A 26,059-nucleotide genomic window follows, 5' to 3' on the forward strand; every position below is an offset into this window, starting at 1 on the left:
ACGCGCTTCCCCTACAGCCGGGCGAGCAGTTCGGCCTTCTTGGTCGCGAACTCCTCGTCGGTCAGGATGCCGCGCTGATGCAGACCGGCCAGCGACTCGATCGCGGCGAAGATGTCCTCGGAGCCGGCCGGAAGGTTCTGGGCCGGAGCAATCTGGGCGGGACCGTTCTGATCTGAAGGAATCTGGGCGAAGGAATACTCGGCGGCGGCAAACTGGGCCGAACCGTTCTGGGCTGGGGGTTCGGGCGCCGCCACCGGTGTGTCAACGATCTCCTGCCCACCGATCTCCCGCAGGCTCGAGACGTCGAAGGTGCCGTACTGGCTGGAGAAGCTCACCGAACCGGGGTACCCGCCCTGTTGCTGCTGTACGCCGCCGATCTGATGGTCGCCGGTGTCGAAAACCCTTGTCACGCCATTGACCTGGATGGCCAACCGCCGCGTCGCGGGGAACACCGCATAGCGCGAGTCGTTCTGTCCGCCGCTGGAGCTGGGCACCCCGAGGTCGGCGGGCCACCAGTTGTTGGCGGTGCCGAAGCCGGCCCGGAACGAGCCGCCGAACGAATTGTTGCTGGGTGCCGGTGGGAACACGATGGTGGTGGCAAGAAGTTGCGAGAGCTCGCTGCACAGTGAGTCGACGCGGGCTTTGAGTGCGTTGTCGAACATGTTGCCGACCATCGTCATGCCGCCGCGCATCCACTGTCCCGAGCCGCCGAGTTCGGGGATGGAGAACTGGGCCATGGTGCCACCGCCGCTGTTGACCGCGTACAACATCGCGAGCACCGCGTCGCGCGAGAGGCCGTACCGTGCGGCGATGTCGGCGACTGCGCCCTCTGCCTCGGGGGTGAGGGTTGCGTCCATGATGAGGCTCTTTCGTCGAGAGTGGATTCGCGTCCCGCACAGATCGTGCGGGTGAACTCCCCCAGTGTACGAGGGCCGCAGTACGAGGGCCGCACCGTCGCGGCCCTTTCTGGCCGGGTGATCTCCTGGCATGGTGGAACCATGAGTTCCGTCGATGATCTCCATGGTGACCCGCACGTCGAGGAGTACCTGAGGACCGGAGGTGAGCCGGGATATCACTGGAATGGCACCGAAATCCTCATCCTGTTCACCACGGGTAACAAGTCGGGCGAGGAACGCCGACATGCGCTGATCTTCCGTCCTTGGGGCGAGAACTCCTACCTCGTCGTCGCGTCCAAAGGCGGCACCGATGCGCCGCCGGGGTGGTTCCGGAATCTGGAGGCCAACCCCGACGCTGCGGTGCAGATCAAGGATGAGCGCTTCGCCGTGCGCGCCCGGGTCGCCACCGATGAGGAGAAGCCGCAGATGTGGGCGAGGATGGTCGAGGTGTGGCCCGACTACGATGCCTACCAGGCCAAGACCTCTCGCGTCATCCCGGTGGTTGTTCTCGAACGTGTCTGAGCGACAAGACTTCTGACGCCGGTGCAGCGGCCGCAGACGCTCGTCGCGACCCTTGTCGACCTCACGCGCGCCCTGCGGGAGTCGGCGGCTCTGCGCGAGTGCGCAGAGCGCGACGGGGTGCATCCCGAGGAGTGCGCCCGAACCGTGGTGTTCGGACTGGTTCTCGCGGTCGCCGAGGGCGGCCGCCATTACTCCACCGACGATTCCGCCGACCCGTTGCTCGCCGCGACGATCACACCGATCCTGAGAGCGCTGCGTGCGATCGACTGGGCGGCGCTCACCGCCGCCGACCCCGACCTCCACATCCATCTCTACGAGCAGTTCTTACGCGTCGACGCCCCCACGCTCCGACGGTCATCCGGCACTTACTACACGCCGGTCCCGTTGGCGGACACCATGGTCCGGCTCACCGACCAGCTGCTGAGAACCCACTTCGACGCGGCCGCCGGGCTCGGTGACGATGCGGTGCGGATCGTCGACCCCGCCATGGGGACCGGCACGTTCCCTCTTGCGATCCTGCGCCTGATCGGCGCCGCCAACACGGGGCGACTTCACGGCGCAGAGCTGCACTCCGGCCCGTTCACCGTCGCCGAGTTCCGCATCCGGGCTCATGCACAGGGCTCGAACCTGTTCCGGGCCAACACTCTCGACGACCCGGACCGCTGGCTCGCCCTCGCTGAAGAAAGAGCCGAGCAACCATCCGTCCGGGTCGTGATCGGCAACCCGCCGTATCGGGAGCGTGCACGCGGTCTGGGCGGGTGGATCGAGAACGGAACCGATCCGGCCACCGGCCGTCCGCCGCTCGACGCATTCCGGCTGCAGGCCAACGGCAGTACCGAGTTCGCGCTGTCCAACTCCTACATCCACTTCTGGCGCTGGGCGAGTTGGTGGGCGTTCGACGCCTCGCATCTCGAACAACCGCGCACCGAACAAGCATGCTCCGATCGAACGGGCCCGGGACTCATCTGTTTCGTCACCGCCACCGGCTATCTCACCGGCCCCGGCTTTCGGGGGATGCGAGAGTACCTGCGCCGCAGAGCCTCTCACGGGTGGATCATCAACCTCAGTCCGGAGGGTAAGAAACCACCGCCCCGCAACGCGGTGTTCGCCATCGAGACACCGGTGTGCATCGGGATCTTCGCCCGCACCACGGATACCGACGACGACATCCCGGCCTACATCCACTATCTGGACCTGTACGGCACCAGCGCCGAGAAACTCGCCGACCTCGACACCCTGACCTTCGACGATCCGCGGTGGAGACCGGCGCGCACACAATGGCATTCGCCGTTCACACCGGCCGCCGCGAGCGGGTGGGACAGCTTTCCCGAGGTGGCCACGCTCATGCCGTGGCTGTCCACCGGCGTGACCCCCAACCGCAATTGGGTGAGCGCGCCGTCGGCGACGACACTCGACAGACGACTGCGCGCCCTCCTCGACGAGCACGACGCCGACCGTCGGTCGGTTCTGTTCAAGACCACCGACAGCCGCAGCCCGGACAGGCGCGGGGTGCGGCCGTTGCCGGGTGTTCCCCTCGACACCACGCCGCCACTCGACGCCGCCATGCCGGACAACCACCGTGGACAGCCGGTACCGGTGGAACGAATCACGTTCCGTGCCTTCGACCGTCAGTGGTTGGTCGCCGACAACCGGTTGCTCGACCGCGCGCGCCCGGACCTGTGGGCGGCACGCCGTCCCGGCCAGATCTTCGTCGTCGAGCAGCACTCGATCCGCCCCGGTGCCGGACCCGGCTTGTACTTCAGCGCGCTCCTGCCCGACATCAACGCCTTCAACAATCGCGGTGGCCGTACGTTGCCGCGTCTGCATCCCGACGGCACGCCCAATGTGGCGCCCGGTCTCGACCACGCGTTGCGCACCCTCGTCGGAGCGTCCGCCCGCGCCGAGGATCTCGTCTTCTACCTGGCGGCCCTCACCGCGCATCCCGGATTCGTCGCACGCTTCGACGACGAGTTGGCGACCCCGGGCGTGCGGATCCCGATCACCGGGAACTGCGCGTTGTGGGATACCGCCGTGGAGCTCGGCAGGCGGGTGGTCGGGCTGATGACCTTCTCCCCCGGTGCCGCCACCGAGCTGGCCACAGCGGACATACAACTGCCGGAACAGACTGTGCCGATGGACAATCTGCGTCCGACGACGTTCTCCCACGACGCTCTCGTCCAGACTCTCGTCGTGGGTTCGGGACGTTGGGAGCACGTCCCGCAGGCGATCCTCGACTACCGCGTCGGCGGCGTCGGCGTGGTGTCGTCGTGGGTGAAGTACCGGCTGGCGCGACCGGTGGGCAAGGTGTCCTCACCATTGGACGAGGTCCACGATCCCGCGTGGCCCGAGCAGTGGTCGGACGAGCTGACCGAGGTGCTGTGCGCCATCGCCGCCCTCATCGCGCTCCACGACGACATGGATCACCTGCTCCGCGAGATCCTCGCCGGCCCCCTCGTCTCGGAGGCCGAACTCACCGCGGCGGATATGACGGTACCGGCGTCCGCCCTTGACCGAAAGCCCCGGCGCTAAACCGGATTCGGCGCCCCTGCACCACCGGCGTCGAGCCGCCTCGTCACGCGGTCGCGTACGGCGCGAAAGTACGGCGCGCGGTGCGGGTGGGCGCGATGATGCGGCGAGTCCGGCCCGTGCCGGTCCAGCATGTCGCGCATCCGGTCCTCGACGTCCATCACGGCGTGGCCGGTCGGGCTGGAGGTCTGGTCGGCCAGTGTCAGGGCGTCGGTCACCTCGTCCTCGACGAAAGTGAAGTCGCTCAGTGCTTCGTCGATGCCGCGTTCGGCCGCGATGTAGCGCGCCCCGGAATGGTGGGCGACGAGAGCGCACACCTCTTCGGGCCAACCCCGCGCGCGGAGATACCTCGCGCCGTCCACGGGGTGAAAGCCGGTGTCTCGCAGAGCCGGAACGTAGCCGATGTCGTGGAGCCAGGCGGCTGCGATCAACGCGTCGCGCCGTCGCGGATCGACAGTTTGGGCGTACCGGGTGGCCTGGGCGGCCACGCGGGTCACGTGGCGAAGCCGGTCCGGATCAGACGCCAGGAGTCGCGCGGCAAGTTCTCGCGCCGCGGCCGTGAGCGCGTCCTCGTCGTCCACAACCTCTCCTCCGCGTCCCCCGACGTCCCGGCACGTGTGATTGTGCCACGACGTTCCACACCGGACGATAACGTCTGTCAGATGTCACGACCGTCGCCACACACCGTCGTCGTCGGAGCCGGCGTTGCCGGGTTGACCACCGCCAGGTTGTTGCACAGGTACGGCCACAGCGTCGTCGTGCTGGAGGCCCGCGACCGGATCGGTGGCCGCACCCACACCGACCGCTCCGACGGATATGTCACCGATCGGGGTGCCTCGTGGATTCACGGCATCGACGACGCCTCGTTGTTCGACGCCGCCCGCGCATTCGGTATGCGGACCGTCGAGTTCACCGTCGGCAGTTATCAGCCACTGAGTCGGCCGACCGCCTACTACGGCCCCGACGGTTCCCGACTGAGCGACGCACAGGTCGCCGCATTTGTCGAGGACATACAGACCGTCGACACGCTGCTGTCGGACACCATCGGCTCGGGCGGTCCGGGGCGCTCCTACCGCGACGCCGTGCAGGACACCTTGGCCGGGCTCGACTGGACGCCCGACCGCGCCGAGCGGGTGCGGGAGTTCTTGGCGCACCGCACCGAGGAGCAGTACGGCGTGGAGAGTGGCGAACTCGATGCCCACGGTCTCGACGACGACGAAACCCTCGGCGACGAGGTGGTCTTTCCCGACGGCTACGACCGGCTGGCGTCGGCGCTGGCGCAGGGGCTCGACGTGCGGTTGGGCCACACCGTAACGCGGGTCCGGTGGTCGGCGGACGGTGTCACCGTGGCATCCGATGCCGGGGAGTTCGCCGCCGATCACGTCGTGTTGACCGTGCCGGTGGGCGTGCTGAAGTCGGGTGATCTGACCGTCGAGCCACCGCTGCCCGAACCACTCGCCAGTGCGCTCGACCGGCTGGAGATGAACGACTTCGAGAAGATCTTCCTACGCTTCGAGCACCGATTCTGGGATGACGGCGTGTACGCCGTCCGGCGGCAGGGGCCGGCCGGTCGCTGGTGGCATTCGTTCTACGACCTGTCCGCATTGCACGGCACCCCCACGCTGCTGACCTTTGCCGCCGCCGACTGCGCCCGGGCGATTCGCGGCTGGTCCGATAGCCGGATCGCCGAGTCGGTACTCGACGCACTGCGCGAGATCTACGGCGATGCCGCGCGCGAGCCGACCCGTGTCGACGTCACCCGGTGGCGCGACGATCCGTTCGCGCGGGGGTCGTATGCGTATATGAAAGTCGGCTCGACGACCGCCGACCACGACGTGCTCGCGACCCCGGTCGGCGACGGCGCGCTCCACATCGCCGGGGAGGCCACATGGACCGACGACCCGGCGACAGTGACCGCGGCGCTGATGTCGGGGCATCGGGCGGCGGGCAATGTTCTCGGCCATCCGGTGGCGCTCGAGGAGTTGTGGCAGCCGGGCACGTAGACAGCAACCTGGCTGTATCACCCAGACAGGTCGCGTGGTTCTACTCATGGCGGCACCGAGACCGGTTGCGATCGTTGTCGGCATGGCAACCTCAGAGATTCCCCAGAACCCCACCCCCGCAGCGTTCTTCCTGCAGGCAGCGATCGCCTTCGGCGTCAGCCTTGCGACCGCAATTGTCGGCGTCTTCTATCTGTCGATCGATGCCTGGCAGCGCGGTTTTCTCGCAATCACCTTGCTGTTCCTCACATCCAGTACGTTCACCCTCGCCAAGGTGGTGCGCGACCGGCAGGAGCAGACGTCGGTACGGGCACGACTCGACGAGGCGAGGGTGGACAAACTGATCGCCGGACACGATCCCTTCAGCAAGGTGTCATGACTCGGGGCGCGTGGCTCGGGGCGCCGGGGATCGGTCAGAAGTAATGCGCGCGTCCGCCCACCGCACGGCCGGTGGCACCGAGGATCGCGAGGATCAGACCGATCACCACCAGGATGATGCCGATGGTCCATAGGATCGGGATACCGAAGATGAGTCCGAGGATCAGACAGATGGCGCCGAGGATGATCATGAGAAGCCTCTCGAGATGACGCGGATGAGGACTGCTCGGCGCTGCTGCAAGCACCTTCCACCCTAGACCTCCCGCACCCCGACGTATACGGAGCCAGCAGATGATCGACAAGAATCCGGCCGACGCGGTACGGCAGGCGACCGGGCACGGCGAGTTCGAGGCGCTGGCCCGGGCGGGTCACGTGGTGAGTGGGTTGTTGCATCTGCTGATCGCCTACATCGTCGTTCGCCTTGCCTTCGGCGATCCGGGAAACGCCGATCAGTCCGGTGCGTTGGGTTTGTTCGCGTCGTCGACGGGGGGACGGCTGGCGTTGTGGGCCGCGGTCGTCGCCTTCGTCGCGATGGCGTTGTGGCGCATCGCCGAAACGATCGTCGGACCGCATCCGGCCAATCCGAAGCCCGGCGAGGACGACGGCTGGCTCGATCGCGCCAAAGCTGCATCCCTGGCCGTGGTCTATCTCGGATTTGCCTGGTCGGCAGCACAATTCGCGTCAGGTCACGGACAGTCCAGTGGCAGCCAGAACGCCGGGATGAGCGCCAGGCTGATGGGATCGGTTGCCGGCAAAGGACTTCTGATCATCGTCGGACTCGTCATCATCGGTGTCGGCATCTACCACATCTACAAGGGCGTCACGAAGTCATTCCTCGACGACCTCACCATCGACGACAACCCGGCACTCACGGTGACCGGCGTCGTCGGGTATGCGGCCAAGGGACTCGTACTCGCCGGTGCCGGCATCCTGGTGATCGTCGCGGCGGCGACAGCCGATCCGGCCAAGGCCACCGGTATCGACGGCGCGGTCAAGACGGTCGCGGGGTGGCCGGCCGGGCAGGTTCTGCTCGTCCTGGCCGGTCTCGGGTTGGCGGCCTACGGCATCTACTGCTTCGTGATGGCGCGTTTCGCGCGGATGTGACAGTGCGTTTCGCGCGGGCCCGTCGATCACATCGAATAGAGCCGTGTCGTCGCGGTGATCAGGTCACCGAGCGCTGCCGGCTCGTGATCGAGCCACCACGCCAGCCGGACCGCGATCCGTGGGCCGTCTTTGACGGGGCGGTAGGTGATGTCACCGCGCGCGTGGTGATGAGCTGTGGATTCGGCCGTGGTGCCGACGCCGCGGCCGGCGGCGATGGCGTCGAGCCAGCCCTCGACGTCGTGGATCTCGACGACCTCGGGTGATCGCGCCGTCCCGGCCCACAGTTCGCGGTGGGTGGTGCCCGACCGGGTGTCGATGAGTACCGGTCGGGTGGCCACCTCGGCCATCGTCAGGCTGCGTCGGCGCGCCCACTGCGGGTCGTCGGTGGCGAAGGCCACCAGCCGCCGTTCGAGGCCGACGATCGCCGATCCGAACCGCTTCTCGTCGACGGGGACTCGGACGATGGCCACGTCGCAGAGCCCTTCGGCGAGTCCGCCGGTTGCCGAATTGTGTCGCACGAGTTCGAGTTCGGTGTTCTCGTGCTGCCGGGCCCACTCGCGTTGCAGCGTCGTGGTGTGCTTTCCCAATGCGGCCCAGGCATATCCGAGCCGGAGAACGGCATGGCGGCTGTCGAGGAACTGGGTGAATCGTTGTGCCTCGGCGAGTACTCGACGGGCGTGCGGCAGCACCTGTCGGCCGGTGCTGGTGAGTTCACATCCGCGGGGAATCCTGTGCAACAGCGTCTCACCCAGCGAACGTTCGAGGGAGGCGATGGTTCGCGAGACCGCGGCCTGCGAGACGTACAGGCGCGCAGCCGCTTCGGTGAACGATCCGGCCTCGGCAGCGGTGACGAAGAAGCGAAGTTCACGCAGGTCCCACTCCATGACCAAAGCGTATACCGGAGTCAATATATGCACTGGTCATCGGTATAGGCCACTCATACTGTCAACGTATGCACATGTCTCGTCAGACGCGCGGCATCGGACTCGTCCTGGGCAGCGCAGCATCCAATCAGACCGGAGCCGCCCTGGGCGCCATGGCCTTTCCGACGCTGACCCCGGTCGGGGTGGTCGCCGTGCGGCAGATCGTCACCGCCGTTGCCCTCATGGCAACGATCCGTCCGCAGATCCGCGGGCTGACCCGCCGACAATGGCTGCCGATCATCGGTCTGGCCGTGGTGTTCGGGGTGATGAATCTCGGACTGTATTCGGCGGTCGACCGTATCGGGCTCGGTCTGGCGGTGACGCTGGAATTCCTCGGGCCGCTCACTATCGCGGTGTGCGGAGCACGCGGCACGGTGTCGGTCGGGTGTGCACTGACCGCGGCACTCGGCGTGGTGACACTGACCCGTCCCGGCCCGACGACCGACTACGTCGGGATCGGGTTCGCGCTGATCGCCGCGCTCTCATGGGCGTGTTACATCCTGCTCAATCGCTCGGTGGGCCGTCTGGTGCCCGGAGTGCAGGGCAGCGCCCTGGCCGGCCTCGTCGCCGCGGGTGTGTGGATGCCCATCGCCATCGGTTGGCTGCTCACCCACCGGCCCACCGTCACCGCGCTGGTTCTCGCGGCGCTGTGCGGCGTGCTGTCGTCGATCGTGCCGTACGTGACGGACCTGACTGCGCTGCGGTGGATTCCCGCGTACCTGTTCGGGACGCTGACGAGCATCAACCCGGTGTGGGCCGCACTGATCGGCGTGATCGTGCTCGGTCAACGACTCGGGGCCTTCGAGTGGATCGGGATCGGGCTCATCGTCGTGAGCAATGCGGCCGCGCTTGTCGCCCACCGTGGTGCCGATGCTGGCGATGATCACCAGGACGATCGCCGTCAGCCGCAGGGCGCCTGCTGCCTGGCCGAGCAACACCCAGCCGGCGATGGTGGCGACGATCGGCTCGAGACTGAGCAGCACGCCGAACACGTGCCGCGGTAGGCGGCGCAGCGCCCCGAGTTCGAGGGTGTACGGAATGACCGACGACAGCAGTGCCGTGCCGAGCGCGGCGAGCGCGACGGTGGTGTCGATGTGTCCGGTCGTCAGGCCTCCCATGCCGAACGGCAGGACGCATACCGTCGCGACGGCCAGTGCCATCGCCAATCCGCCGGAGCCCGGAACCCGTTGCCCCACACGTGCACTGGTGAGGATGTAGAGGGCCCAGAACGCGCCGGCGATCAATGCGAACAGGACGCCGAGGGGATCGAGATTCGCGGCCTCGGTCATGCTCTCGACTCCCAGCAGCACCATCGCGGCCAGCGCCAGGCCGACCCACACCAGGTCGGTGCGGCGTCGTGACAGCACCGCGGCGAGGATCAACGGGCCCAGGAATTCGATGGAGACCGCCACGCCGAGGGGCAGCCGCGCGATGGCCTCGTAGAAGGTGCCGTTCATCCCGGCCAGCGCGACCCCGAACGCCACGACCGATCGCCACTGCCCGACGCTCCACCGCCATGCCCGCGGCCGCGCCATCATCAACAGGAGGATTGCGGCAAGCCCCAGACGCAGCGTGGTGACCCCGGCGGCGCCGAGCGCGGGGAACGCGATCCCGACGGCCAGCGCCGCGCCGAACTGCAGCGAGACGCACGAACCCAAGATCATCAGCACCGGCATGACTACCAGGATCATGCGTCGGAGCTGATCAATCCAGCGAATGTTTCTACTGAACTATCATTAGCACAACTGAACTATCCTGGATGTGGTGATGCTCAACGTCAGCCGCCTGCGCATCCTGCGGGAGCTACACCTGCGTGGCACGCTCGCCCAGGTCGCCGAGGCGTTGTCGTACACCCCGTCGGCCATCTCCCAACAGCTGTCGCTGCTCGAGCGCGAGGCGGGCGTGGTTCTGCTCGAGCGGGTCGGGCGAGGCGTCCGGCTCACCGATCAGGCGCTGACACTCGTCGCGCACGCCGAGGTGATCCTCGCCGAACTCGAACGCGCGGAGGTCGACCTCGCGCAGGCCCAGCCGTCGGTGCACGGAGTGCTGCGCGTGTCGTCGTTCCAATCGGTGGTGGCCGAGATCGTCCCGCGGGTGCTGACGCTGCTCGAACGCAGCCATCCCGCGTTACAGGTGGAGTTGACGCTGCGCGAGGTCGAGGGTGCATATCGGGGATTGCTCTTGCATGCCTTCGATCTCATCCTCGGCGAACAGTTCCCTGGGCGGCCCTCACCGGTCCGGCCGGGCACCGATCGCGCCGACCTCATCCACGATCGGCTCCTGCTCGCCGTCCCGGCACAGGGACCGCTGGCGGTGGAGCCGTCCGGACTTGCCGAACTCGCCGAACTCCCGTGGGCACTCGAACCCGCGGGGACCGACAGCGGCGAATGGGCACGCGCCGTGTGTCGTTCGGCCGGCTTCGAGCCGCGCGTGCGGTTCGACGGCCCTGACACCCTGCTGCATTCGAGGTTCGTGGCCAACGGTCACGCGCTCGCCTTCGTTCCAGCGTTGATCGCCGGCGACGACCCGCGACTGCGGCTCTACGCCCTACCCGGCGACCCGGAACGGAGTCTGTTCACCGCGGTCCGTACGGGCCGGTCCGGCCATCCGGCCGTACGTGCGTTTCGAGACGCGTTGGCGCAGGCGGCTGCGGAACGTGCGCCGCAGGTGCCGAGCGTCGAAGTGTTCCGCGCGTAGATCCGTCGACGCTCCGACTCACAACCCCTGCGGATACCAGAACGCGCGGTAGGTGGTCATCATCCCCGACAGCGTCGCGTCGTAGATCAGGCGCCCGGTCCGGTCGAGGGACGACACGTGCCCGGTGGTGCCCCATCCGCCGAACACCGAACCATCGGGCAGGGTTTCGGCGTTACCCATCGCCCAGGCGGTGAGGTGGTCGGGATGGGTCCATCGCGACACCAGGCTGACGGTGCCCCGCTTCCAGTCGGGCCGGATGGTGAGGATCGACGACGGGCCGCCGGTGCCGGGAAGGCTGGAATTGTTGTCGAAGAGTCGAATCGTGCCGTCGGGCAACAGCTCCGCGTCGTGCTGATTGCGGAACGTCGCATTGTCGGCAACCCGCATGGTGGACCGATTGCCGCCGATCACCGCACGCACGGCACCGGTGGTGCCGTCGACGAGATAGAGCGCCGAGGTGTTGCGTGAGGACACCAGGTAGTTGCCCTTCCCGTCGGGAAAGATGCTGTTGATGTGGAAGTAGTCGAGTCCCTGGCCCGGCAGCGGCAGCGGCGTGGTGGTTGCGGTCACCGGCACGTGAGACAGTGCGTCCCAAGAGAATTCGGTTCTGCCGCTGTCGATGTCGATGATGTAGAAGTGCGAGTCGACGACGGGGACCCGTGCTCCGTTGACCACGGCGGCGGTGCGCGCGTAGCTGGTCACCGCGGCGCGGCGTCCGTCGGGCAGGATGCGGAACTCGTGCAGGTCACCGGAGGTGCCCGCAGGCGTCCGGAGTTGGTGCAGCACTTGGAAGTCGCGGTCGGCGACGAAGTACGTCCCGTCGCCGTGACCGGCGCCGTTGGCACCCTGCCACCACGTGTACACACGTTGCCCGCGGTAGGTCTGTATCTGGAAGTTGCCGGCCTCCTGACCTTGTGGGATGACCCGTTGGTGCAGCAGCGCCCCGTTGCGGGCGCGGACCTGCAGCGTCACCGGGTCGTGGGCACCGATGGCCCCGATCGCTCGCGGTACGGCGGGGTTGTTCAGCAGGTCGGCGGGTGCCAGCAGGATCACGCCACCGAGACCGGGATTGCGATCCAATGTCACCGTGTAGCCATTGGTGGCCGGTGGCGCAGCAGATGCCGTCGGCGCCAGCATCACGCCGAACCCGACGAGCGCCGACACAAGGATCGAGAGCCACAGTCGCACGGCCACGTTCTTCGTCACCCGAAGCACTCTGCCGCCGACCATCCCCCTGGGGCAAGTCTCTGCCCGACTTGAGTTCTTCCTGCGCGGATAGCGCGGGGCGAGTAGTCCGCTTCGCCCGATCCGCGTGCCGCACTACTCGTTACGTCGCCGATTGTTCGGCGCACAGTTCCTCCTACCGGCCCACTCCGGACCGGCCGCCAGAGAACCCAGCCCGAAAGGCCCCCGCCATGAACAAGAAACACCTCATCGGTGTCGCCGCGGTCGTGACCGGCGTCGCCGCCGCAATCGCGCCCGCCGCCACCGCCGCAGCTGCCGATCCCCCCGAAGCGCATATCCTGCTGATCGGCACCGACTCGGCTCAGGCCACGTGGAACACCCACGGCCGCACCGGATGTAGGGCCACCGCCACCGAAGGGACGAAGGTGCTCACCGTTCCCAACATCAAGCCGATCGACAGTGGCGGGATCATCAAGGTCACCCAGAATGCGACGGTGAAGATCACCTGCCCGGGCGGCGTCACGAGCGCCACCGCGCGGCTCTACGGACCGCGAAATCCATTCAACGACATGCGGACGAATTTCAACGATTCGACCGGTGATGCCTTCGGGTCGTGAGTGACCCTGGCGAGTCGTGACGGTGCCGCCTCCCCCGCGGCGGTGCCGTCACGGCGTCACTCAGGCCGAGAGCCCCATGCCGACCCGCTCACGCAACGCCTCGATCGCCGCCCGAGCACCCAGATAGTACGGTTTGGGTACCCGAATGACGTTGGGGCGCAGCGCGGAGAGATGCTCGGAATCCTGCACCGAGCACGGCCAGAAATCGCCGGTACCCGACGCGGGATGATCAGTTGTCGAGAATTCGAGACAGCCGGTCAAAGCGCCACACCGATATTCGATGCCGGTGATATCGGCCAGCGCGAGCGCCTCGACATGCACTCCGGCCGCCGACCCGGACTCCCAGCCGGTCTTGCGGATTTCGACGCGGTCGTCGAAGGCTGCCAGCAATCCGTGCCGCCCCGCGTTGAGGACCATCCACGGGTAGTCACCGTCGCCGGCGTGCTCGTCGACGGCCTCCCACTGCGCCTCGGTCATCGGTTCGCCGTACACCGTCACCCGCCGTCGTTGCGCGCGTCGCCGTCGGGTTCGCTCGGCGGCTTCGGTGCGCTGCCGTCGCCACCGGGTCAACGCGGGCGCCACATCGGCGCCCACCCCGGCGGAGTGCAGCGACTCGACGAAGTAGGTGAGGAACTCCGTCTCGTCCCGATGGAACTGCCCGAACACCCGCGGCCCGTCGACGGTGCGAAGTGTCAGCGTGGGCACCAGCCGTGCACCGATGAACTCGGCGCCGACGATGTCGTCGGCGGCCACCTGCATGGTGATGACTCCGCGACCGGACGCCGCGGCCGAGTTGAATCCGAGAATCCGGGCGTTCGTGATCGCCACGCCCTCGACGGTCGGTTTGAGTCGGTGCACGGCGACGAACGCGGTGATCGTCTCCCCTTCGAGGAGGTGTGGCTCGAGACAACGCTGCCACTGTGCGGCGCCCAACGCCGACACCACCGGACTCAACTTGCTCATATCGGGAGCGTACGCCCAGGTCACCGAGGTCGCAGCGCGAGCGAAGCGGACACCGGTCTGGTTGGTGAGCGTTGCGCGGGACGCTCACCACTGCAGCGCAGCGTCGTCCTCCCAGAACGTGCCGGTCGGTCCGTCGGGCCCGAGTGAGGCGAGCCGGGCGACTGTCCGGGCGCTGATCTCGGGTGCGCGCCCGGGATGGCTGCCGGGCTCGCCGCCACCGAGTTCGGTTGCGGTGATCCCGGGTTCGACCGCGTTGATCTTGATGTCGGAATAGGCCTTGGCATATTGGACGGTGAGCATCGACACCGCCGCTTTGCTGGAGCCGTACACGATGGACACGAAGTGCGACGCGGGTCGCGACGGTTCGTGGGTCGCCCAGAACGAGCCGAGAGCGCTGGACACGTTCACCACCACAGGATTCTCGGACTGCTGGAGCAGCGGCAGCGCGGCTTCGGTGACGCGGACGATGCCCACGGCGTTGGTGTCGAAGACCTCGAGAACGCTCGGACCGTCCATCGCCTCGGTGGCACCACCGGCTCGTTTGGCGATGCCGGCGTTGTTGACGAGCACATCGAGTCCGCCCTCGGCCGCGATCGTCTCGAATGCGGAGGCCACCGACGCGTCATCGGTGACGTCGAGCTGGACGAACTGCGCCCCGACCTCCTGCGCCGCGGCTCGCCCGCGACCCTCGTCTCGTGCACCGAGGTACACCCGGTGGCCTCGGCCGACGAGGAGGCGTGCGGTTTCCTTGCCGAGGCCCTTGTTGGCCCCGGTGATCACTGTGGTTGTCATGCATCGATCCTCGCGCGTCGGCGAGTTGCCAGGCAGCCGTCTGGTTGTCGTAGGACTCGCAGTACCAGGACACCGCGCGGACTGCGAGAGCAGACTGAAGTGGTGCGTGTGGTGAAGAACGAGGAGTTCGGCAAGACCGTCCGGCGTCATCGGGAGCGCCTCTCACCAGAAGCGGTCGGCCTCCCGGGCGGTGGGCGGCGGCGCGCTCCGGGTCTGCGTCGCGAAGAACTCGCCATGACCGCCGGTATCTCGGTGGACTATCTGACTCGGCTCGAGCAGGGCCGGGCGACCTCCCCGTCTCCGCAGGTCGTCGAATCGTTGACGCGCGCGTTGCGTCTTCCGGACGCGGACCGCGAACGGCTGTTCCTGCTCGCCGGTTATACCGCGCCCGGCGTCGGGCTCATCTGCACCCGGATCGCACCGAGTGTCGCGCGGATGCTCGACCGCCTCGCCGGCACGCCGGTCGTGGTGTACGACGCCGCGTGGAATCTGCTGATCGCCAACCCCGCCTACGACGCACTAATGGGCGACACGTCGGTCCTCACGCGTTGGGAGCGGAATGCTCTGTGGCGCAACATCCACGGCCCGGCATCACGTGCGCGTCAGAGCGCGCAGGAGCACGACGCACAGATTGAGCGGCTCGTCGCCGATCTCCGGATGACGGCAGTACGCTATCCGGCCGATCCGGCGCTGCGCGATCTGATCGATGAATTGACCTCGTCGAGTGCGAGATTCGCCGAACTCTGGGAGTCCGCCGACGATGCGCCGGCCCCCGACGCCGCACGTCACAAGGTGATCGTTCACCCGACGGTCGGGCCGATCACCGTCGACTGCGACACCCTCGTCGTCGCCGGCGATGACCTGCGCATCATGATCTACACTGCGGAGCCGGACACTGCCGATGCCGAGAAGCTGGACCTGGCAATCGTTCTCGGCACGCAGGCACTGTTATTACGTGGACCGTGAGCGATCCGCACGTCCCATCGCGTAGAACTCCTCGTTGGGCCGCAGGTTGGTGGCGTTGGCGATCCGATTGGACATCCCGAAGAACGCCGAGATCGACGCGATGTCCCAGGCGTCCTCATCGGTGAAGCCGTGGTATTTCAGTGCGTCGTAATCGGATTCGGACACCGCGTAGGCCTCGGTCGAGACTTTGAGGGCGAAATCGAGCATGGCGCGTTGGCGATCGGTGATGTCGGCCTTGCGATAGTTGGCGGCGACCTGATCGGCGATCAGCGGATTCTTGGCCCGGATGCGCAGGATCGCACCGTGGGCGACGACGCAGTACTGGCATTGGTTGGGGCTCGACGTGGCGACGACGATCATCTCGCGGTCGGCCTTGGTCAGATTCCCGGGCTTGTCCATCAACGCGTCGTGGTAGGCGACGAATGCCCGGAATTCGTCGGGGCGCCGGGCCAGCAGGAGGAACACATTGGGGATGAAACCCGACTTCTCCTGTACCGCGAGGATGCGGTCACGCACATCATCGGGAAGGTCCTCAAGTGTCGGCGTCTCGAACCCGCTGATCGGGTGGGCGTCGGTCATGGTTGCTCCGTCTCAGCCTGGGAGGTAGGTCAGCCCAGGAGATCTCGTGCCACCTGGGACACGGTGACCCTACCCTGCGGCTGACCACCCTGACCCGCAAGGTTGTTCATGATGGCGACGACGAATCGCTGGTTGTCGCCGGCGAATCCGATGGAGTTCATCACCGACCCGCCCTGCTCGTCGGACCAACCATTCTTGTTGCCGGGCGCCAGATTCGCGGGCAACGACTTGATCCCCCACTGCTGATCCGCGGCGACGCCACGCATCTCGCCGATGAGGTAGGCGCGGTCGGCCGGCGCCGTGCGGGTGAGAACGTAGTCGACCAGTCGTGCGAGGTCGCGCGGTGTGTCCTTCTGGAATCCCCAATAGGGATAGAACTCGGTGAATCCTCGCTGCGGCGCCAGCGACGTCATCCCGAACGCGCGGAAGTCGCGGTTGAAGGTCTGGTGATCAGGCCCGGCGAAGGCGAACCAGAGTCGATCGGTCGCCTCGTCGTCGGAGCTGTTGAGCATGGCGTGCATGTCGGCGCGATTGGCGGGCGAGAGCGTGATCGCACCCGATCGCACGCGGTTCAGCAGGTCGGTGGCGATCGCCAGCTTGATCGTCGACGCCGTCCACACCGGGGTGTCGGCGTTGCGATCGGCGTACGTCGCACCGGTGACGCGGTCGATCACCACGATCCCGGTGTGGCCCGGCCGGGTGGCCGCGTAGGCGTCGGCGGCGGTCAGCCGACCCGGTAGCTCGACGGCACGCGCGATGTCACCCAGAGGTGCGGCGTGTGCCGGTGCTCCGGTGACGGACACGACCGATGCCGCCACCGCCGAGAGCGCTGCGGCGAGGGCTGTACGAATCATGTGTCGTCGCATGGGCGCCACCGTACGGCACAGCCCTCATCGCACCCGACATCGAGTCGGATATGACGGAAACAGGTAGTTATAAATCGGAAAAGTCCGGCGCCCGATCCGTTTTCGCTCGCAATTCAGAACGGTAAAAGTTCTTCTGTCGGCTAAGGAGTTCTGATGACACAGACGAGCGCGAGGCCCGAAGCGGGTGACAACCGGAACCTGCGCAGAGACGTCGGTTTGATCGGTCTGCTGTTCGCCAGCGTCGGTTCGATCATCGGTAGCGGATGGCTTTTCGGCGCGATGAATGCCGCGCAGAAGGCGGGTCCGGCGGCGATCATCTCGTGGTCGATCGGTGCGGTCATGATTTTGCTGATCGCACTGACCTTCGCCGAACTCGGCACCATGTTCCCGGTCTCCGGTGGCGTGGTTCGCTTCCCGCACATCGCCTTTGGCTCGTTCGCGAGCTACACCAGCGGTTGGATCCTGTGGATCGCGTGCGGCACGGTCGCGCCGATCGAGGTGGAGGGCGCCCTGCAGTACGCCACCAAGTACGCCGCGTTCACCTCCAAATCGACGGTCAACGGCGACACGGTGCACACGCTGACCGGCCTCGGCTACCTCACCGCCGTGGTCCTCCTCGCACTCTTCGTGGTGGTCAACTACATCGGCGTCCGCTGGTTCGCCCGAGTCAACAACGTGCTGGTGTGGTGGAAGCTGGCGATCATCACCGTCGTCGTGATCGCCTTCCTCGTCACCCAGTTCCATCCCAGCAACTTCACCTCCAAAGGCTTCATGCCCAACGGCTGGGAAGGCGTGTTCACCGCGATCGCCACCTCGGGAATCGTGTTCTCGTTTCTGGGTTTCCGTCAGGGCATCGAGCTCGCCGGCGAAACGTCGAATCCCCGGAAGTACGTGCCCATCGCCGTCATCGGGTCGGTGATCCTCACCGGCATCATCTATGTGGCGTTGCAGGTGGCGTTCATCGGTTCTCTCAATCCGCGTGACTTCATCCACGGGTGGGCGACCATGGGGTTCACCAACGACTTCGGTCCGCTCGCCGCAATCGCCACCGCCATCGGACTCGGCTGGCTCGCCACGCTGCTCTACATCGACGCGATCATCTCCCCCGGAGACACCGGATTGATCTACACCACCGTCACCTCACGCGTGTCCTATGCCATGGCGCGCAACGGCAATGCGCCGAAGGCACTGGCCAAGACGACCAACCGCGGTGTCCCGCTGATCAGCCTGTTCGTCGCCTTCGTCCTCGGTCTGATCATCCTGTTGCCCTTCCCGAGCTGGCAGCAACTCGTCGGGTTCATCACCTCGGCGACCGTGCTGTCCTTTGCTGCAGGGCCTGTTGTCGTTGCGGCACTGCGTCGTTCGGACCCCGAGCGCGAACGGCCGTTCCGTGTGCCCGGCGGCGACGTGATCCCGGTGTTGGCGTTCGTCGCCTCCAATCTCATCGCCGTCTGGTCGACGTGGACGATCAACCTCAAACTGTTCATAGCCGTCCTGATCGGCCTCGTCCTGCTGGCCATCCTGGAGATGGTGTACGACCAGCCGGTGCTCGAGATGCGTTCAGGCTCATGGATGATCCTGTGGCTGGCCGGTCTCGCCCTGATCTCCTATCTGGCCGGCAACCTCGACAGCAGCGCCATCCTCGGCTTCTGGTGGGCAAACATCATCACCGTGGTGTTCAGCGTCGTCGTGTTCTATCTCGCCGTGCACTTCCGATTGAACAAGGCCACGATGACCGAACACATGGACGCGGTGCTGGCCGAGGCCGACGCCGAAGAGCAGGAACTCGGGCCCGCGGCGAGCTGACAATCAGCCCAGGATCAGCCATCCGAATCGCAGGACGACAGCGGTGACGCCGAAGACCGCCACGGCAATGAGCCACCGGCGGGCGAGCCGTTCCCGGGCGTCCCTGCCCTGGATGTCCCCGCCCCGGATGTCCCTGCCCTTGATGTCACGGTCGCGTCCCGGACGTTCGCGCAGATAGACGTAGGCCGCGGCGAGCGCGCTGAACGCGGCGGCCACACCGACGACGGTGATGACCGTGATCATCACCAGGTCGGTCGTGCCGGCGGGTTCTCGCATGGCCCCGTCGATCCTACCCAGCACCAACTGGTGTCCTCGGTCCCTAGGCGTCGGCGTCGTCGGCGCGGACGATGGAAGGTGAACGAGGAGGTCAGCAATGATCCGAGAATTCTCGAACCTTCGACTCGACGATGCCGCCGAGGACGCCGGCGGCAAGGGCGCCAACCTCGATGAACTGTGCAGCGCCGGACTGCAGGTGCCACCGGGATTCGTGCCGCTCCCGTTCGTGCGGACGAAATCGAGACTTCGCTGTGTGGGCAGGCTCCGTCGACGAATACCGACATTCGCCCAACGCCTCGTCGAACGCAGGCTCACGCCTGCCGGCGGGAATTGGTCCTTGATCCTCCCGGTGACCACATCGCCGGGGAATCGACGCGACGAGCCACCAAGGTCGGTGCCCTGGGCTCCCGGCTACTCCGGAACCACCACGGCACGCCCGCGCAACTCATTCGCCGCGAGCTTGCGGTAGGCCTCGAGGGCGTTGTCGAGGGTGAAGCGCTCCACCGCAACATCGAGCACACCGTCGCGCGCCAGGTCGAGCACCTCCATGAGTTCATCACGGGCACCCCAGTAGGGTGCACGCACCGACACCTCGTAGGGCTGGGCGAAGATGCCCACCTTGGCCGTGGCCACCCCGTCTCCGAGTCCGACGATGGTCACATCACCCATCGCGCCGACCACTCCCATCGCGGTGTCGATGGTCGGCTGGTATCCGACGAAGTCGAAAACTGCGGTGGCACCGTCGCTTCCGGTGATCTTGCGGACATTCGCGATGGCATCTGCGTCGCTGAGTACTGCCTCATGAGCGCCGACGTCCTTGGCGAAGGCCAGCTTCTCCTCGGTCACATCGAGCGCGATGATCCGGGAGGGGGTCAGGTGACGCAGCATCTGAATGGCGACGTGACCGAGCCCGCCGGAACCGATCACCACGGCCGTCGTGCCGCCGACGAGCTTGCTCAGCGACGGCTTTATCGCGTGATAAGGCGTTAACCCGGCGTCGGTGAGCGGAACGGTCGTTACCGGATCGAGGTCACCGATCGGAACGAGATGCCGCGCGTCGTCGACGATGAGGTACTCGGCCATCGCGCCATCGGTACCCAGTCCGGGCGGCGTGATCCCCAATTCGATTGCGCGCGAACAGTAGTTCTCCAGCCCTCGAGCACAGAAGTGGCAAATCCCGCATCCCCACGGGCCGTACACCGCAACGGCGGTACCCTCGGAGATCGACGAGACCCCCTGTCCCACTTCGGCAACGACACCCACACCTTCATGGCCGAGGATCATCGGCAGGGGATACGGGAAGTTCTCTGCAGGCATGTTCAGAACGAAGTCGTCGGAGTGGCAGGCGCCCGCTGCGGCGACCTTGAGCAGTACCTGCCCGGGGCCAGGCGCCGGCTTGCTCACGTCACGGAGTTCGGGCTCGGAACCGGGCTTGATCATCTGGACGGCCTTCATCTGGCATCACCTTCCTGCGTTGTCGCCCCCCTTCCTTGTTACGCTCTGATGGCCGGAATCGCATGGGTCGTCGGCCCCCACTTCGCGGTCGTCTCCGCGGAGGGCCGTCTACGGGGAGGACGGATCGACCGCGACGCCGAGCCGATACAGCTCGATGGCATTGGTGCGAACAACCGCATCGGCGTGCTCGGCACCGGCCACCTGGAGAACACGATCGAGATCACCGTCCTGGAACGGAATTGCGGCGCGAGTCGAGGGCAAATCGGTGCCGAAGACCAATCCGCGCGGATTGGCGGAGAGGATGTCCGCCATCAACGCGTCGGGATCGGTGATGGACATCCGGCCGAATCCGGTTGCCTTGATCACCAATCCGTGTTCCACGAGAGTGAGCAGGATGCCGGTCGCGTCGTCGGACATCGCAAGGTGATCGATGGTGGCCGCGGGTAGTCGCCGGAGCATGGGTGCCAGATCGGGCAGCGCCTTCGCGTCGAGATAGAACTCGCTGTGCCACCCGGCGACCTCGTACACCCGATGGGCGAACCGCGAGACCTCCGACAACGACAGGACCGGGCCCCGATACAGATTGAATCGGACCGCACGGATGCCCGCGGCATCGAGCTCACGAATCCGCTCGTCACTCACATCGGCCGGCAGCTGGGTCACCCCGACGTAGCCATCACCGAGTTCGCGCAGTGCGGCGATCAGGTAGTCCTGGGCGCTGCCCTGGAAGGAACCGGCCACCACCACTCCTCCGGACACCCCCAAGGGTCTGACCCGTTCGAGGTAGTCGTGCACATCGAACGGTTCGGGGACGTAACCGTTGTTGCCGACCAGTGGAAACCGCGGATCGATGATGTGGCAGTGGGCGTCGATGACCGGCATGGCAGCCATGCTACGGATTCGGGACTGTACCGGCCCTTTCACGTCCGACCTGGCCGTTTCGCGCGGTGTGCGCGTAATGATGGTCCTTCGGCGTCGGGGTCGTCAGGATCTCCTGGTGCCAGAATGTCCATACAGTGAGCCCGATCGCCCATGATCGAGGTGTCCCGTCTTAACAAGGTCTTCACCACGCCCTCGGGACCGGTGACCGTCCTCGACGACGTGACCTTCTCCGTCTCCGGGGGTGAGATCTTCGCCGTCGTCGGCCCGTCCGGTGCGGGCAAGTCCACGCTGACCCAATGCCTGAATCTGTTGCAGCGGCCGACCTCCGGTGAGGTGATCGTCAACGGCGAAAACCTCGCGCATCTCGACGCCGGCGCCTTGCGGGCCGCGCGGCGACGTATCGGAACCGTCTTTCAGTCGGCGAATCTGTTGTCACGCAGAACCGCAGCCGAGAACGTCGCGCTCCCACTCGAGTATCTCGGCGCGACCAAAGCCGCCATTCGAACGCGGGTGGGCGAGTTGCTCGATCGCGTCGGCATGGCCGACCGAGCCGATCTCTATCCCCATCAGCTCTCCGGAGGGCAGCGGCAGCGCGTGGGAATCGCTCGGGCCCTCGCGCTCAAACCCGCCGTCTTGCTCTCCGACGAGGCGACTTCTGGTCTCGATCCGCAGGCGACGACGTCGTTCCTGAACCTCCTCGGCGACGTCCGCGAGGAGCTGGGCCTCGCCGTGGTGTTCATCACCCACGAGATGGATGTCATCACCCGGATCGCCGACCGCGCCGGTCGCCTCGACCATGGGCGCATCGTCGAGCAGGGGGCGGTGGCAGATCTCGTCCTCGACCCCGACTCGGTACTGGGGAAGGCGTTGCGCCCGCGCGGAACCGCCGCCCCCGTCGCGCCCGGCCGCAGCAGCGTCGAGGTGACCTACAACTCGGCGGCCGTACCACCGGACTGGATCGCACGGGTGTCGAGCACCATCGGTACCACCGTCGGTGTGCTCGGCGCGAACATCCAAAGCGTCGACGGCGTCACCGCAGGCGAACTCACCGTCTCCGTCGAGGACCACTCGCTCGAGGCCTTCTCCGCCGAGGCCGCCACCTACGGGATCACCGTCGGCGCCGGCGCACGTTCCCAGGAGGCCACGGTATGAGCGACACCACTCACCTGGCCGCGATCACCGTGCCGGTCAACGAGATTCCGTCACTGCTGATCCCGGCCTTCATCGACACGGTCCTCATGGTGAGCATCGTGATGGTGATCGTGTTGGTCGTCGGGGTGCCGCTCGGTGCGCTGATCCACAACCTCGCCCCGGGCGGGTTGTTCGAGAACCGGTCCCTGCACACGCCGCTGTCCTGGGTGATCAGCATCGGACGTTCCCTGCCGTTCCTCGTCCTGATGACGGCGATCATCCCGTTCACCCGACTGCTCACCGGCACCAACATCGGGATTCCGGCCGCAGTCGTCCCGATGTCGATTGCCGGGATCGCCTTCTTCACCCGCATCGTCGAGAACTCGTTGCGCTCGGTACCCACCTCGGTGGTGGAGGTCGCCAAGGCGTCGGGCGGGTCGAACGCCCAGATCATCTGGACCGCACAGATTCCCGAGGCCCTTCCCAACATCGTCGGCGGCCTCACGATCAACACGATCGCGATGATCGAGTACTCCACGATCGCCGGCACCATCGGCGCGGGCGGCCTGGGATATGTCGCGGTCACCTACGGCTATCAACGTTTCGATCACGGCGTGATGATCGCGACGATCGTCACCCTCATCGTCGTCGTCGCGTTGATCCAGGTGATCGGCGATGGCCTCGTCCGGCATCTCACCCCGGAGAAGTCGCTGCGCAGCAGAACCATTCGCACCGATCGATCCGCTCGCACCAAAGTCTGACCCACCCCACTCCCCTGCTCACTCCACACCCGCACGAAGGGCGATACCCCATGTCCCAGACCACCGGACCCCAGATCGACTCGACCGATTCCTCACCACCACCGGGCGGTGACATCGAACTGCGCACCCGGCGTCGGTGGCCGATCTACGCCGCGATCGGGGTGGTCGTCGTCGTCATCGCAGCGATCATCGGCTGGCGCTTCGCCGGATCGGATACCAAGTCGGCCAACGACACTCCCGGAGCGACTCTGACGGTCGTGACCGCCGAGGGTAATGCCGCCGAGGAAGCGCTCGTCGACTTCGTGTCGAAGAACGTCGCGCCCCGGTACGGGATCACCGTGGCGTTCAAGGGACTCTCGGACTCCACGACGCTGAACCGGGCGGTCAGTGACGGCGAGGTGGCGGGCACCATCTACCAGCATCGCCTCTGGCTCTCTCAGGTACTCGACGCGAACCCCGACTTCCAGGAAGAGGCCGCAACTCCGGTGTTCCGCTGGGGATTCGGTATCTGGTCGGACAAGTACACCTCGCCCGCACAGATCCCGCAGAACGGCACGGTGTCGCTGTACTCCGACCCCGCGAACGAAGCGCAGGGCCTGTGGCTACTCGAGCGGGCCGGTCTGATCACCCTGAAGCCGGGGGTGGACAAGTGGAAGGCCACCCAGGACGACATCGCGACGAATCCGAAGAACTTGCAGTTCAAGTTGCTCGACTTCGCGGCACAGTCGCGTGCGTTGCCCGACCTCGACGCCACCGTCGGCTACACCGAGTATTACCTCGCCGCCGACATCGACATCGCCAAGCAGATCTTCTCGCCGCCTGCGCCCGACGAGTTCGCCGGACAGCTGACCATCGGGTCGAAGTGGAAGGACGCCGACAACATCAAGAAGCTGGTCGCCGCTTTCAAGGATCCCGCCGTCCAGAATTACCTGCGCACCGATCCGCAGGTGAAGAACATCCTCTTGCCGCTCTGATAGGAGACGTCGGAAAACCGGTCAGGAATCGAGAAGCCTGGGTGCGGTCACCGGTCCTACCGTGAGGACATGACCACAACCATCGATTCCCTGTCCCTCGGCGCCACCGATCCCGGAGACGCCAAAGCGTTCTACGACAAGGCCTTCGGACTCGGTGATCGGCTTCGTCTGCACCACAGCAACGAGCCGACCACCGGGTTCCGTGGGTTCGTGCTCTCCCTCGTCGTCGCAGAGCCGGCGGTCGTCGACTCGTTCATCGACCCGGCACTCGATGCCGGTGCCGAGCTCCTGAAACCCGCACGGCGCTCCTTCTGGGGATACGGCGGTGTCTTGCGCGCACCGGACGGCGCGATCTGGAAGAGCGCCTCGTCGTCGAAGAAGAACACCGGCGCACCGCTGCGAACGGTCGAGAACGTCGTGATGTTGATCGGCGCCAACGACATTGCGACGTCCAAGGCGTTCTACACCGACCACGGCTTCGAGGTCGCCAAGTCGTTCGGCCGCAAGTATGTCGAGTTCGCCGGCGGACCGATCACGCTCGCCCTCTACGGGCGCAAGGCCGCCGCCAAGGACGCCGGGGTCCGCCCGGAAGGCGATGGTGTACATCGCATCCGGTTGTTCACCGGCACAGCCACGTTCACCGATCCGGACGGGTTCGTCTACGCATCGGACTTGTGAACGACGAGTGTTGCGGACGCGTCATCGGCAATCGACATACTCCAGATACGCTCGGCCGGCGATTGGTCGGCCGCCGAAACTGCCGTGATATTCGTAATTGCCGACGTATCCCGCACCGAGGCCGTAAACGAGGTCGTCGACCGCGCCCTGGATGCTGATGATGGTCCACCCCTCCGAATCGGTCAGACTCCACGACAGAGATTGCGGTAGCCGCATGCACCTGCCGTCGGGCGTGACCCGTGGTTCGGGCTCGTGGCGATCGACCCGGAAATCGATGCCGGCCGTGTAGACCTCCGACCCGGCGGCCTCCACCGTCCGGACATACACCGCCTGTTGAATGATGATGTCGGCGGGCCCGAGCAACGTGACGAACAGGACCTGTGTGACGGCGTCGACGTTGAGCACATGGTAGGTGAAGAACGTCGCGGGCAGTGTTCGCCGGGTATTCGCGAGCAGGCTGTGAACGCCCACGCCCGTGGCGTACTCGACGGTGCACAGTCCGTCGATCGGTTCGCGTGTACCTCGGTGGCTGACGGTGCCGCTGTACCGCGCGAGGAGACTCCAATGCTGATAGATCCCTGGAATATTGGCGAAATAGGAGGCCGACGCGGTGGCGGTGATGTCGACATCGACATCGACTTCGTCGTGGGAGCGGTGGACTGTGAAATGCGGATAGCGTCCGCGCATCGTCAGTTCTGATCCGAACCGCAGGTGACTGCCGTCCGGGCGGAAATCGCATTCCGCAGCAATGGATTGGGTGAAGAACTGGCCGCTCGTCATCGCCGCGGTGGCCGACACGGTGTACGCGGTGTCGTCGGGGGTGGTGACGATGGCGTGGTTGTTGGCGAATATTCGCACCCCTGGCGAACCCACTATCGCCATGACCCCGAACGTTCGGTGCGGTTCCGGCAGATCAGGAATCATCACCCCGTAGTGCGCCCAGTTGCGGCGTCGGCCGGACGGGGTGCGCATCGGGGTCGCCGGATCGAACGGCACAGTGTTGAGGTGCGCGTTGCGGTTGAGCCCTCTGGGTATGGCGGCCGCGAATGCGCGCAACCTGTCTCGAACTTCCATGTCCCCCC

At 66.3% G+C, this 26,059-nt stretch carries 27 protein-coding genes and 1 pseudogene; 14 read left to right on the top strand and 14 right to left on the bottom strand.

Annotation, left to right across the window (positions count from 1 at the left end):
• Positions 1-11 precede the first annotated feature (11 nt).
• Positions 12-857, bottom strand: a complete 846-nt coding sequence (locus J6U32_RS01765; RefSeq protein WP_208793289.1) for an SHOCT domain-containing protein — start codon at positions 855-857, stop codon at positions 12-14.
• 141 nt (positions 858-998) lie between these two features.
• Here J6U32_RS01765 and J6U32_RS01770 point away from each other — a divergent pair, with 141 nt between their 5' ends.
• Together J6U32_RS01770 and J6U32_RS01775 are read left to right on the top strand one after the other, a co-directional pair.
• Complete coding sequence (locus tag J6U32_RS01770) at positions 999-1,418, top strand: nitroreductase family deazaflavin-dependent oxidoreductase (RefSeq protein ID WP_208793290.1); 420 nt, start codon at positions 999-1,001, stop codon at positions 1,416-1,418.
• A gap of 21 nt (positions 1,419-1,439) precedes the next feature.
• The gene (locus J6U32_RS01775; protein WP_208793291.1) at positions 1,440-3,947 is read left to right on the top strand and encodes a type ISP restriction/modification enzyme; all 2,508 of its coding nucleotides are present in this window, start codon (positions 1,440-1,442) and stop codon (positions 3,945-3,947) included.
• Here J6U32_RS01775 and J6U32_RS01780 read toward each other — a convergent pair.
• Positions 3,944-4,525, bottom strand: a complete 582-nt coding sequence (locus tag J6U32_RS01780) for an HD domain-containing protein (protein WP_208793292.1) — start codon at positions 4,523-4,525, stop codon at positions 3,944-3,946. The genes J6U32_RS01775 and J6U32_RS01780 overlap by 4 nt on opposite strands.
• A gap of 81 nt (positions 4,526-4,606) precedes the next feature.
• On the opposite strand from J6U32_RS01780, the gene J6U32_RS01785 reads away from it, so the two are divergent.
• Entirely contained in the window at positions 4,607-5,947 is a 1,341-nt protein-coding gene (locus tag J6U32_RS01785) for a flavin monoamine oxidase family protein (protein WP_244332486.1), read from the top strand.
• Positions 5,948-6,029: 82 nt separating this feature from the next.
• Positions 6,030-6,323: a YiaA/YiaB family inner membrane protein gene (locus J6U32_RS01790; protein WP_208793294.1), complete on the top strand. Its 294-nt coding sequence runs from the start codon at positions 6,030-6,032 to the stop codon at positions 6,321-6,323.
• A gap of 34 nt (positions 6,324-6,357) precedes the next feature.
• Here J6U32_RS01790 and J6U32_RS01795 read toward each other — a convergent pair whose 3' ends face one another.
• A complete protein-coding gene (locus tag J6U32_RS01795; RefSeq protein WP_006368790.1) occupies positions 6,358-6,513 on the bottom strand; it encodes a DUF6131 family protein in 156 nt (51 codons plus the stop codon).
• Positions 6,514-6,613: 100 nt separating this feature from the next.
• On the opposite strand from J6U32_RS01795, the gene J6U32_RS01800 reads away from it, so the two are divergent.
• Complete coding sequence (locus tag J6U32_RS01800; protein WP_208793295.1) at positions 6,614-7,426, top strand: DUF1206 domain-containing protein; 813 nt, start codon at positions 6,614-6,616, stop codon at positions 7,424-7,426.
• A 26-nt stretch (positions 7,427-7,452) separates the two neighbouring features.
• Here J6U32_RS01800 and J6U32_RS01805 read toward each other — a convergent pair whose 3' ends face one another.
• Positions 7,453-8,310 (bottom strand): LysR family transcriptional regulator, encoded by an 858-nt coding sequence (locus tag J6U32_RS01805; protein WP_208793296.1) that lies wholly within the window; start codon positions 8,308-8,310, stop codon positions 7,453-7,455.
• A 305-nt stretch (positions 8,311-8,615) separates the two neighbouring features.
• On the opposite strand from J6U32_RS01805, the gene J6U32_RS27170 reads away from it, so the two are divergent.
• Positions 8,616-9,353 carry an EamA family transporter gene (locus J6U32_RS27170; RefSeq protein ID WP_244332872.1) on the top strand — a complete coding sequence of 246 codons (738 nt, stop codon included), beginning with the start codon at positions 8,616-8,618 and terminating at the stop codon, positions 9,351-9,353.
• Here J6U32_RS27170 and J6U32_RS27700 read toward each other — a convergent pair.
• Positions 9,273-10,040: pseudogene (locus tag J6U32_RS27700) on the bottom strand (EamA family transporter); the annotation flags it as partial. The gene J6U32_RS27170 and the pseudogene J6U32_RS27700 overlap by 81 nt on opposite strands.
• 76 nt (positions 10,041-10,116) lie before the next feature.
• Between J6U32_RS27700 and J6U32_RS01815 the strand changes: the two are divergent.
• The gene (locus tag J6U32_RS01815; protein ID WP_208795913.1) at positions 10,117-11,046 is read left to right on the top strand and encodes a LysR substrate-binding domain-containing protein; all 930 of its coding nucleotides are present in this window, start codon (positions 10,117-10,119) and stop codon (positions 11,044-11,046) included.
• An 18-nt stretch (positions 11,047-11,064) separates the two neighbouring features.
• Here J6U32_RS01815 and J6U32_RS01820 read toward each other — a convergent pair whose 3' ends face one another.
• The gene (locus tag J6U32_RS01820; RefSeq protein WP_244332487.1) at positions 11,065-12,252 is read right to left on the bottom strand and encodes an arylsulfotransferase family protein; all 1,188 of its coding nucleotides are present in this window, start codon (positions 12,250-12,252) and stop codon (positions 11,065-11,067) included.
• Positions 12,253-12,461: 209 nt separating this feature from the next.
• Here J6U32_RS01820 and J6U32_RS01825 point away from each other — a divergent pair, with 209 nt between their 5' ends.
• Positions 12,462-12,848 (top strand): hypothetical protein, encoded by a 387-nt coding sequence (locus J6U32_RS01825; protein WP_208793299.1) that lies wholly within the window; start codon positions 12,462-12,464, stop codon positions 12,846-12,848.
• Positions 12,849-12,908: 60 nt separating this feature from the next.
• Here the strand turns inward: J6U32_RS01825 and J6U32_RS01830 are convergent, their stop codons facing one another.
• Both J6U32_RS01830 and J6U32_RS01835 read right to left on the bottom strand, forming a co-directional pair.
• On the bottom strand, positions 12,909-13,811 hold the full coding sequence (locus tag J6U32_RS01830; RefSeq protein WP_238534797.1) for a hypothetical protein: 903 nt from the start codon (positions 13,809-13,811) through the stop codon (positions 12,909-12,911).
• 84 nt (positions 13,812-13,895) lie between these two features.
• Positions 13,896-14,603, bottom strand: coding sequence for an SDR family NAD(P)-dependent oxidoreductase (locus J6U32_RS01835; protein WP_208793300.1), 708 nt, complete (start codon positions 14,601-14,603; stop codon positions 13,896-13,898).
• A gap of 102 nt (positions 14,604-14,705) precedes the next feature.
• Here J6U32_RS01835 and J6U32_RS01840 point away from each other — a divergent pair, with 102 nt between their 5' ends.
• Positions 14,706-15,569 (top strand): helix-turn-helix transcriptional regulator, encoded by an 864-nt coding sequence (locus J6U32_RS01840; protein ID WP_244332488.1) that lies wholly within the window; start codon positions 14,706-14,708, stop codon positions 15,567-15,569.
• On the opposite strand, the gene J6U32_RS01845 is transcribed toward J6U32_RS01840, so the two are convergent.
• Positions 15,555-16,148: a peroxidase-related enzyme gene (locus J6U32_RS01845; protein ID WP_208793302.1), complete on the bottom strand. Its 594-nt coding sequence runs from the start codon at positions 16,146-16,148 to the stop codon at positions 15,555-15,557. The two genes, J6U32_RS01840 and J6U32_RS01845, sit on opposite strands and share 15 nt — an antisense overlap.
• Before the next feature lie 29 nt (positions 16,149-16,177).
• On the bottom strand, positions 16,178-17,002 hold the full coding sequence (locus tag J6U32_RS01850; RefSeq protein ID WP_208795914.1) for a serine hydrolase: 825 nt from the start codon (positions 17,000-17,002) through the stop codon (positions 16,178-16,180).
• A gap of 165 nt (positions 17,003-17,167) precedes the next feature.
• Between J6U32_RS01850 and J6U32_RS01855 the strand changes: the two genes are divergently transcribed.
• Positions 17,168-18,820 (top strand): APC family permease, encoded by a 1,653-nt coding sequence (locus tag J6U32_RS01855; RefSeq protein ID WP_208793303.1) that lies wholly within the window; start codon positions 17,168-17,170, stop codon positions 18,818-18,820.
• Between the two features lie 3 nt (positions 18,821-18,823).
• On the opposite strand, the gene J6U32_RS01860 is transcribed toward J6U32_RS01855, so the two are convergent.
• From J6U32_RS01860 to J6U32_RS01870, 3 genes are all read right to left on the bottom strand, one after another.
• Positions 18,824-19,096: a hypothetical protein gene (locus J6U32_RS01860; RefSeq protein WP_208793304.1), complete on the bottom strand. Its 273-nt coding sequence runs from the start codon at positions 19,094-19,096 to the stop codon at positions 18,824-18,826.
• A gap of 411 nt (positions 19,097-19,507) precedes the next feature.
• Positions 19,508-20,551, bottom strand: a complete 1,044-nt coding sequence (locus J6U32_RS01865) for an NAD(P)-dependent alcohol dehydrogenase (RefSeq protein WP_208793305.1) — start codon at positions 20,549-20,551, stop codon at positions 19,508-19,510.
• Between the two features lie 108 nt (positions 20,552-20,659).
• Complete coding sequence (locus tag J6U32_RS01870) at positions 20,660-21,442, bottom strand: amidohydrolase family protein (RefSeq protein ID WP_244332489.1); 783 nt, start codon at positions 21,440-21,442, stop codon at positions 20,660-20,662.
• A gap of 141 nt (positions 21,443-21,583) precedes the next feature.
• Here J6U32_RS01870 and J6U32_RS01875 point away from each other — a divergent pair, with 141 nt between their 5' ends.
• From J6U32_RS01875 to J6U32_RS01890, 4 genes are all read left to right on the top strand, one after another.
• On the top strand, positions 21,584-22,585 hold the full coding sequence (locus tag J6U32_RS01875; protein ID WP_208793306.1) for a methionine ABC transporter ATP-binding protein: 1,002 nt from the start codon (positions 21,584-21,586) through the stop codon (positions 22,583-22,585).
• On the top strand, positions 22,582-23,325 hold the full coding sequence (locus J6U32_RS01880) for a methionine ABC transporter permease (RefSeq protein WP_208793307.1): 744 nt from the start codon (positions 22,582-22,584) through the stop codon (positions 23,323-23,325). The genes J6U32_RS01875 and J6U32_RS01880 overlap by 4 nt, the downstream gene beginning before the upstream one ends.
• 50 nt (positions 23,326-23,375) lie before the next feature.
• Positions 23,376-24,299, top strand: coding sequence for a MetQ/NlpA family ABC transporter substrate-binding protein (locus tag J6U32_RS01885; protein ID WP_208793308.1), 924 nt, complete (start codon positions 23,376-23,378; stop codon positions 24,297-24,299).
• 69 nt (positions 24,300-24,368) lie between these two features.
• Positions 24,369-24,977, top strand: coding sequence for a glyoxalase (locus J6U32_RS01890; RefSeq protein WP_208793309.1), 609 nt, complete (start codon positions 24,369-24,371; stop codon positions 24,975-24,977).
• A gap of 21 nt (positions 24,978-24,998) precedes the next feature.
• Here the strand turns inward: J6U32_RS01890 and J6U32_RS01895 are convergent, their stop codons facing one another.
• Entirely contained in the window at positions 24,999-26,051 is a 1,053-nt protein-coding gene (locus J6U32_RS01895; RefSeq protein WP_208793310.1) for a DUF6670 family protein, read from the bottom strand.
• Positions 26,052-26,059: the final 8 nt, after the last annotated feature.

It is taken from the genome of Gordonia polyisoprenivorans (assembly GCF_017654315.1).
GTDB lineage: Bacteria > Actinomycetota > Actinomycetes > Mycobacteriales > Mycobacteriaceae > Gordonia > Gordonia polyisoprenivorans_A.